This is a genomic window from Vibrio sp. 10N.222.46.A1, assembly GCF_041473595.1.
Lineage (GTDB): Bacteria > Pseudomonadota > Gammaproteobacteria > Enterobacterales > Vibrionaceae > Vibrio > Vibrio tasmaniensis_A.
In genome coordinates this window covers 1-5983 of the sequence record NZ_JBFRSN010000753.1, presented here as the reverse complement: position 1 = coordinate 5983, position 5983 = coordinate 1, and the positions used below count along the sequence as shown (strand labels likewise).

Genomic DNA, 5983 nt, shown 5'->3' with positions numbered 1-5983 from the left:
TTAAAAACCATCAAGGTTTCTTGCCAGCAACATATCAAGTTTGTTTAGGGGTTATTCAATTATGATTGATGCATTATTCATTGCAGGTACGGATACCGAAGTGGGAAAAACTATGGTTTCAAAAGCGATTCTTCAAGCTTTGGCCGCACAAGATTTATCAACAATTGGTTATAAGCCAGTTGCAGCAGGGTGTGAACAATACCCTGAAGGGTTACGTAACAGTGATGCATTGCACCTTCAAGAAGCTGCGACGCAAGATATCGCCTACGAAGACGTTAATCCGTATGCGCTGTTGCTACCATCATCACCACACATTGCAGCAAAGCATGATGGTGTGGTGATTGATGAAACCGTATTATCAGCTAAGTTGGCAGAGCATAAGCAAAACTCTGACATCGTGTTAGTTGAAGGTGCTGGTGGTTGGCGTGTACCGGTTTCTGATGAAGAATATTTGTCTAGCTGGGTCAAAAAAGAGCAGCTGCCAGTGGTATTGACGGTCGGCATTAAGCTTGGCTGTTTGAGTCATGCACTGCTAACTGCAGAAGTGATTCGTGCTGATGGACTGAACCTAGTAGGTTGGGTTGCAAACCGCATTAACCCAGGTACTGAACATTACGCTGAAATTATAGCGATGCTTGAAGATAAGCTAGGTGCACCGAAGTTAGGTGAAATTCCGTATGTGCCAAGAGCAAAGTCTAAGAACATTGGTAAGTATATTAATATACAGCCATTGCTCGACCTTTAAACTTCGAGTTATACGTTAAACAAGAAAAGGGCTGCGATTGCAGCCCTTTTGCTATGTTAAGCCTTTTGGCCATGAGTTTATAAACAACTGGCCTTTGAACAAGTCGCTATGGGTTAGTGTTCTTTTGTAAGTCCCATTAGTGCTTGTTGTGTCTCTGTGATTTTTGTCTGTGCCGCTTGCGGTGTTAGGATCCCAATCTGCTTTTTTGCTTCTTCTTCAGTAATCCCTAGGTGACAGCACAGTAAATCGATAGCCATTTGAGTGTTAGTACCTTCAACCATGATTCTTCCCTTTTTGTACATGGACTAGCCAATAAATCATCTGAAGCCACTGTAAACGGATTGTTATACCGACACCATACGACTTAGGTCTAATAGACTGGAGGTGATTCGAATATGGTCTCGTAATCAAATGTTGCAATTTAATGCTTAACCTTGTTTTCTTAATCTAAGACTATATGTATAAGTAAGTATAAGTCTTCAAGGTTGGAATAAATTGCTGTCTGCCTTGTCTATAATAATAAGTTTTATAAAAACAGCTTTCATGCGGAGATAAGTAATGAAGCGAGTAATGTTGTTCCTTGCAACCAACCTAGCGGTTGTATTGGTACTAAGTGTTGTTCTTAATATTGTATACGCAGTTACAGGTATGCAACCTGGTAGCCTATCAGGCTTATTGGTGATGGCTGCAGTATTTGGCTTTGGTGGCTCATTCATTTCATTGATGATGTCAAAGAAAATGGCGCTACGATCGGTAGGCGGTATGGTCATTGAAAGCCCACGTAACGAAACAGAACATTGGTTGATGGAGACGGTAAGCCGTCAATCTCAACAAGTTGGTATTGGTATGCCAACAGTGGCGATCTACGACTCGCCAGACATCAACGCATTCGCGACGGGCGCTAAGCGTAATGATTCATTAGTAGCAGTCTCTACGGGTCTGCTACACAACATGACGCGTGATGAAGCTGAAGCAGTGTTAGCGCATGAAGTGAGTCACATCGCGAACGGTGATATGGTGACCATGACGCTAATGCAGGGCGTGGTGAACACGTTCGTTATCTTCCTATCTCGTTTCATCGCCAACATTGTTGCGTCGAATGACAACGAAGAAGAGGGTGGCAGCAACATGATGGTGTACTTTGGTGTGTCTATGGTGCTGGAATTAGTATTTGGTTTCTTAGCAAGCTTCATTACGATGTGGTACAGCCGTCATCGTGAATTCCATGCCGATGCAGGTGCTGCGCACTTAGTAGGTAAAGAGAAGATGATAGCAGCGCTAGAGCGTCTTAAGGTGAGCCATGAGCCACAACTAGAAGGTTCTATGATGGCATTTGGTATCAACGGCAAGAAATCGCTTACTGAGCTTCTGATGAGCCACCCACCACTAGACAAGCGTATTGCGTCTCTACGTAACATGTAATCGCTACGTAATTCTCGTCGCTAGACGACAAGAGACCTTTGAAAGGCTTCCTTCGGGAGGCCTTTTTTGATCTTGGTATTCAAGACAGTAAGTATCCGAGGGATATGTGTCTGGTGATAGAGGGTTACTAGTGATGAAGCGTTGCAATATTTATTGGTTGATATCGCACGGACTGACATGTGTAGGGTAATTAGGAGGGGGGCTATGTTCTTTTGATAACAGCGCGTACTAAGCACACTTTCTTCCGCCCAACAAAAAGGCTTCCACATGGGAAGCCTTAGTCTATTCTGTGATTCGAAATTCGAATCTTACAGCTTGTCAGTTAGCTCGATAGCTTGACCGATGTAGTTCGCTGGAGTCATCTCTTTCAGACGAACTTTCTCGTCTGCAGGGATTTCAAGGCCGTCGATGAATGCACGCATGCCTTCGCCATCTACACGTTTACCACGAGTTAGCTCTTTTAGCTTCTCGTATGGCTTCTCGATGCCGTAACGGCGCATTACTGTTTGTACTGGTTCTGCTAGTACTTCCCAGTTCTTGTCTAGTTCAGCAAGTAGCGCTTCACGGTTAACTTCTAGCTTGCTAATACCTTTCAGAGTCGAAGTGTATGCAATGATAGCGTAGCCAACACCAACACCTAGGTTACGAAGAACCGTAGAGTCAGTAAGGTCACGCTGCCAGCGAGAAACTGGAAGCTTTTGTGCAAGGTGGCTGAATACTGCGTTTGCTAGACCAAGGTTGCCTTCAGAGTTTTCGAAGTCAATTGGGTTAACTTTATGCGGCATTGTAGAAGAACCGATTTCGCCAGCAATAGTCTTCTGCTTGAAGTGACCAAGAGCGATGTAGCCCCAAACGTCACGGTCGAAGTCCAGAAGGATTGTGTTGAAACGTGCAACTGCATCAAAAAGCTCAGCGATGTAATCGTGAGGTTCGATTTGAGTTGTGTACGGGTTCCAAGTTACGCCAAGAGATTCAGTGATGAACTCTTCGCTGAACTGGTGCCATTCAACTTCTGGGTATGCAGAAAGGTGTGCGTTGTAGTTACCTACAGCACCGTTGATTTTCGCTAGGATCTCAACGTTTTCGATTTGCTTGTATTGACGTTCCATACGGTACGCAACGTTAGCCATCTCTTTACCCATAGTAGAAGGAGAAGCCGGCTGACCGTGTGTACGAGACAGTAATGGAATGTCGCGGTACTCGTTCGCAAGTGCTTTGATAGCATCAATTACGTTACGGATTTCTGGAAGAATCACTGTGTCACGAGCTTCTTTAAGCATAAGCGCGTGAGATGTGTTGTTGATGTCTTCAGAAGTACATGCAAAGTGAATAAATTCGTTTACAGCGTGAAGTTCAGGAACGCCAGCAACTTTCTCTTTCAAGAAGTACTCAACCGCTTTAACGTCGTGGTTAGTCGTGCGCTCGATCTCTTTGATACGTAGAGCATCTTCTTCACTGAAGTTAGCTGCTAGTTCATCAAGAAACTGGTTAGCTTCTGCACTGAACGCTGGTACTTCTTTGATTGCATCTGTAGCTGCAAGCTTTTGTAACCAACGAACTTCAACGATAGAGCGGTACTTTAGTAGGCCAAACTCACTAAAGATGCTGCGTAATGCAACAGTCTTGCTTCCGTAACGGCCGTCTACTGGTGAAACAGCAGTCAATGCTGACAGTTCCATGGTGTTCTCCTGAATTGAGTTTTCTAAATTTTGAGAGGTTTATACCAGTAACAATCTCAATTGTCACGCATATTGCGCAATCGTTTGCGTGAGAGTTGTGTTGGTACAAAAAACAAGCTCGCGACGAGGCGCGAGCTAATAAATTACATGCGAGCTAGCAGGATTTGAGCCTGCTCGATCATCTTCTTGCGACCGAAGATAAGGTGGCGACGTTTACCGCCAACTTGACGCCATAACACAGCGCTTCGAATTCCTGATAGCAGCAGGGCACGAACCTTATGCTGGCTCGACGTCTGTTGAAGTACAGCTGGCGTCCCAGAAACCTGAATACGCGGGCCGATAGGGCTCACAACATCAAGGTAGATACTGGCTAGGTTGCTGATCATTTGCTCGTCAAACAGATCAAAGTGTTCAGTTTGACGTTCTGCAGTTTGAATACGATCGCCAAGCTGAGACATAGAGTCGTTACGAGAAGATAGCTTACGCTCAAGTGCCATCAAGCTGATGATGTAGCGAGTAATATCGCTACCAGCGGGAGTACTATCGATACCTTTTACTAAGCACTCAAGGCCAAGCTTTAGGTTCGCTTCACGTCCAAAGACACCCACGGTGTTCGCTGGATTGGTATTTAAAATGGCACTGAGTGAAGCTTCGAAGGCATCTTTATCACAATGGCCGTCTTTCGCTACTTGTTGAACCAAAGCCACAGCTTGGCAAATTCCAGCGAAAGCAATAGTACGGTCATAAAGTGTATTAGCCACGTAGTAACTCCTAGTTGTCTTCTATTGTTTGTCGTTCGATTATTGGTTAGATGCGCTTTTCAATGATACCACCACCAAGACATACGTTGTCTAGGTAGAACACTGCTGATTGACCTGGGGTCACCGCAATTTGTGGTTCGTCAAAAATAACCTTAATGTTCTCGTCATCAATTGGGATGATTGTACAAGGAATATCGGTCTGACGGTAACGTGTTTTTACCGTGCACGTCATAACTTCAGTAATTGGTGTGCGATTAACCCAATGAAGCTGAGAAGCGATCAAACCTTCTGATTTTAAAAGAGGGTGGTCTTTACCTTGTACCGCGATCAGAACATTACGTTTAAGATCTTTTTCACCAACAAACCATGGTTCTTCATTACCGCCGCCACCTTTGGTACCACCGATATGCAGGCCTTTACGTTGGCCTAGCGTATGGTACATCAAGCCTTGGTGTTGCCCAATAACTTGGCCTTCTGGTGTCTCGATGTTTCCCGGTTGAGCGGGTAGGTATTTGCCTAAGAACTCAGTGAACTTTCGCTCACCAATAAAGCAGATGCCTGTTGAATCTTTCTTTTTCGCAGTGATCAAGTCTTGCTCTTCAGCAATACGTCGTACTTCTGGCTTCTCTAATTCACCCACAGGGAATAGGCTGCGTGCCACTTGATCTGAGCTTAGCGTATAAAGGAAATAACTTTGGTCTTTATTGCCGTCTAGGCCGCGTAGCATTTCTGGCTTCGCACCAGCGTCTAGCTCTTCTTGTGTTGGGAAAGTACGACGAACATAGTGACCCATCGCGATGTAGTCTGCGTCTAATACTTCATCCGCAAACTCTAAGAATGCTTTGAATTTGATTTCTTTGTTACAAAGGATATCTGGGTTCGGTGTACGACCCGCTTTGTATTCTTCCAGAAAGTACTCGAATACATTATCCCAGTACTCTGCTGCAAAGTTGATAGTGTGAAGGTGGATACCTAACTTGTCACATACCGCTTGAGCATCAGCAAGGTCTTCAGCTGCCGTGCAGTATTCTTCGTTATCGTCTTCTTCCCAGTTTTTCATGAAAAGGCCTTCTACCTGATAGCCTTGTTGCTGAAGAAGATACGCCGATACTGACGAATCTACACCGCCGGACATACCGACAATTACTTTCTTTTCGCTGTTTCCAGAGCTGATATCTGACATGTCTAAACACCGTTACTATTACTTGGTCGCAGATTCTAACAGAAAGAGAAACACCGTGACAGATCCGAGACCGGAATCACAGTTTCATTTGCACAAATAATGCGCTGACTTCGTTAGAGAATCGCATGAACGCGAGGAGACTCGCTAGGATGTCAGATCTATATGTGGCATAGTCGCTCAAAATCCAAGAGCT

Annotated in this window: 6 protein-coding genes; 2 read left to right on the top strand and 4 right to left on the bottom strand. The window is 44.7% G+C overall.

Going from position 1 to position 5983, the window contains the following annotated elements:
- Window positions 1-61: 61 nt before the first annotated feature.
- Window positions 62-745 carry a dethiobiotin synthase gene (gene bioD / locus AB4496_RS19650; protein WP_102257834.1) on the top strand — a complete coding sequence of 228 codons (684 nt, stop codon included), beginning with the start codon at window positions 62-64 and terminating at the stop codon, window positions 743-745.
- Between the two features lie 113 nt (window positions 746-858).
- On the opposite strand, the gene AB4496_RS19645 is transcribed toward bioD, so the two are convergent.
- Window positions 859-1026: a hypothetical protein gene (locus AB4496_RS19645; protein WP_009848816.1), complete on the bottom strand. Its 168-nt coding sequence runs from the start codon at window positions 1024-1026 to the stop codon at window positions 859-861.
- Between the two features lie 277 nt (window positions 1027-1303).
- Between AB4496_RS19645 and htpX the strand changes: the two genes are divergently transcribed.
- Window positions 1304-2167 (top strand): protease HtpX, encoded by an 864-nt coding sequence (gene htpX, locus AB4496_RS19640; protein ID WP_017098153.1) that lies wholly within the window; start codon window positions 1304-1306, stop codon window positions 2165-2167.
- Window positions 2168-2475: 308 nt separating this feature from the next.
- Here the strand turns inward: htpX and purB are convergent, their stop codons facing one another.
- From purB to mnmA, 3 genes are all read right to left on the bottom strand, one after another.
- Window positions 2476-3846, bottom strand: a complete 1371-nt coding sequence (gene purB, locus AB4496_RS19635) for an adenylosuccinate lyase (protein ID WP_009848814.1) — start codon at window positions 3844-3846, stop codon at window positions 2476-2478.
- Window positions 3847-3989: 143 nt separating this feature from the next.
- Window positions 3990-4607, bottom strand: coding sequence for a high frequency lysogenization protein HflD (gene hflD, locus AB4496_RS19630; RefSeq protein WP_009848813.1), 618 nt, complete (start codon window positions 4605-4607; stop codon window positions 3990-3992).
- Window positions 4608-4653: 46 nt separating this feature from the next.
- Entirely contained in the window at window positions 4654-5790 is a 1137-nt protein-coding gene (gene mnmA / locus AB4496_RS19625; RefSeq protein WP_009848812.1) for a tRNA 2-thiouridine(34) synthase MnmA, read from the bottom strand.
- Between the last annotated feature and the right edge of the window lie 193 nt (window positions 5791-5983).